The 1856-nt window shown below is 25.5% G+C and carries 2 protein-coding genes and 1 pseudogene; all 3 read left to right on the top strand.

All coding sequences use genetic code 11. From position 1 onward, the window contains the following. Positions 1–986 (top strand): annotated as a pseudogene (locus tag CQA44_RS12850) (hypothetical protein); the annotation flags it as partial. Further along, positions 979–1497, top strand: a complete 519-nt coding sequence (locus CQA44_RS12845) for a hypothetical protein (protein WP_181881914.1) — start codon at positions 979–981, stop codon at positions 1495–1497. The pseudogene CQA44_RS12850 and the gene CQA44_RS12845, both read left to right, overlap by 8 nt. 2 nt (positions 1498–1499) lie before the next feature. Then, complete coding sequence (locus CQA44_RS12840; protein ID WP_181881913.1) at positions 1500–1760, top strand: hypothetical protein; 261 nt, start codon at positions 1500–1502, stop codon at positions 1758–1760. Positions 1761–1856 lie beyond the last annotated feature (96 nt).

Genomic DNA, 1856 nt, shown 5'->3' with positions numbered 1-1856 from the left:
ATTCACCCGGAGCTAAAAATCTAAAGCCCCTAAATTTAGATAATGTGTATGAGATAGATTCTACAATACTAAGTGATGCCAATAAAGACAATAAAGAAAAAGTATTATTTAAAAAAATAAGAGATTATGAATATAATGAAAATAGCAATCTATTAAAAGATGCCATACTTATTAATTATGATAGTGGATTATTAAATACAATTAATAAGTATTTTTCAAATAATGAAAATCTAAAAGAACATTCTATATTTTTAAGGACATTTACTTCAACAAGATTAATGCCTCTATGGTATGGTGGTGCATTATCTAATGCTACTTATAGTTATGAAATCATTAAGATTAATGAAATCTTTATGAAATGTATAACAAATCTAAAAGATAATTATCAATTACAAAAGCCTTTAGCCTGTAAAGATAATATCCACCACATAGAAGCTGATAATGATTCCAACCCAAATAATAATAAATTAATAGATAATCTTATTCAAGACTTAGGAGTAGATATAGATGGCAAACATTATTTCATTAATGTAGGAGAATTTTGGAAATCTCATTATCTAGCCCCTAGTATTAATGAACTTCAAAGAGTTTTAATGTATTTACAAAGTGGTAATATAAATAATCTCTTAGAATACAATATCATTAAAGAAAAAGATAAAAGTTTGTTTTTAAGAAATAGAGAAGCTAAAAATGCACAACAAATTCTAAATACTCAATCAATTCCTTTTAATCTCCCTTTATCTCATAATAATCTATTCTTAAATCCTATCCCTCCTAAGCCCTCAAAAGAACTACAAGAAACTATTGCTTATCTTAATGAGTATATGCCACCACAAAAACCTAAGGATATTTTAAAAGAAAAAGGTGAAAGAAATAATAAAGAATGCGATAAACAAACTCTAGGCGATAAATTCAATAATCAAAACTCTACTTATGCAAGAGCCATTGAAGCAAGGTTTGAGGAAGCGATGATAATCAATGTATAAAATAAAAAATTTTATTAATTATAATTTAGCTCAATCTTTAATATTTTTATTAGTTATATTTATAAGCTTATTTTTATCAGGTTGTTCCTTTAAAGGTATTGACCCTCAATATTATGAGTTTAAGAAATTATGTGAAAATGTAGATAATGAAGTAACAATCTATAATAAAGATTATTGGGAGATGTATAAGGATTATGTAGAAAATCGTTTTAAAGATTCTAAAGTAGATAGTGAAAATAAAGAATATTATTACCATAAGAAACTTGATAAAAGAATTTATCCTTATGATATGAAAAATATATTAAAAACTGAACAAAAAAAAGGCAATATAACAATATTAATATATGATAAATATTATAAGGATATACATTATGCAACTTACACAAGATATAATTATAAAGAAAAAGGTTTATGGCTAAGAGGTGATGAGGGTGCTGGTTGGCATTTGGAAACAGAAGATGATTTAACTTGTAGCTATTTAGATAATTTCTATAAGGCATTAGGGAGATAAAATTGAGTAAAAATAAGAATATTCAAACACAAAATGCAGATTTAAACTTAGTTAGAAAATTCTTAGCTTATGCAAATTGTGCTGATGCAAGCTATGCCTTATTAGAACCTGTATTTGAGGGGGTAGTTAAAGATAAAAAAGGAAAGAAATTAGAAGAAGACTTAGACACCCAAACTCTAGGCGATAAATTCAATAATCAAAACTCTACTTATGCAAGAGCTATTGAAGCAAGATTTGAGGAAGCGATGATAATCAATGTATAAAATAAAAAATTTTATTAATTATAATTTAGCTCAATCTTTAATATTTTTATTAGTTATATTTATAAGCTTATTTTTATCAGGTTGTTCCTTTAAAGG

The sequence above is a fragment of the Helicobacter sp. MIT 14-3879 genome, assembly GCF_003364125.1.
The sequence above is the reverse complement of the archived record's forward strand: the minus strand, read 5'-3'. Positions and strand labels throughout refer to the sequence as shown.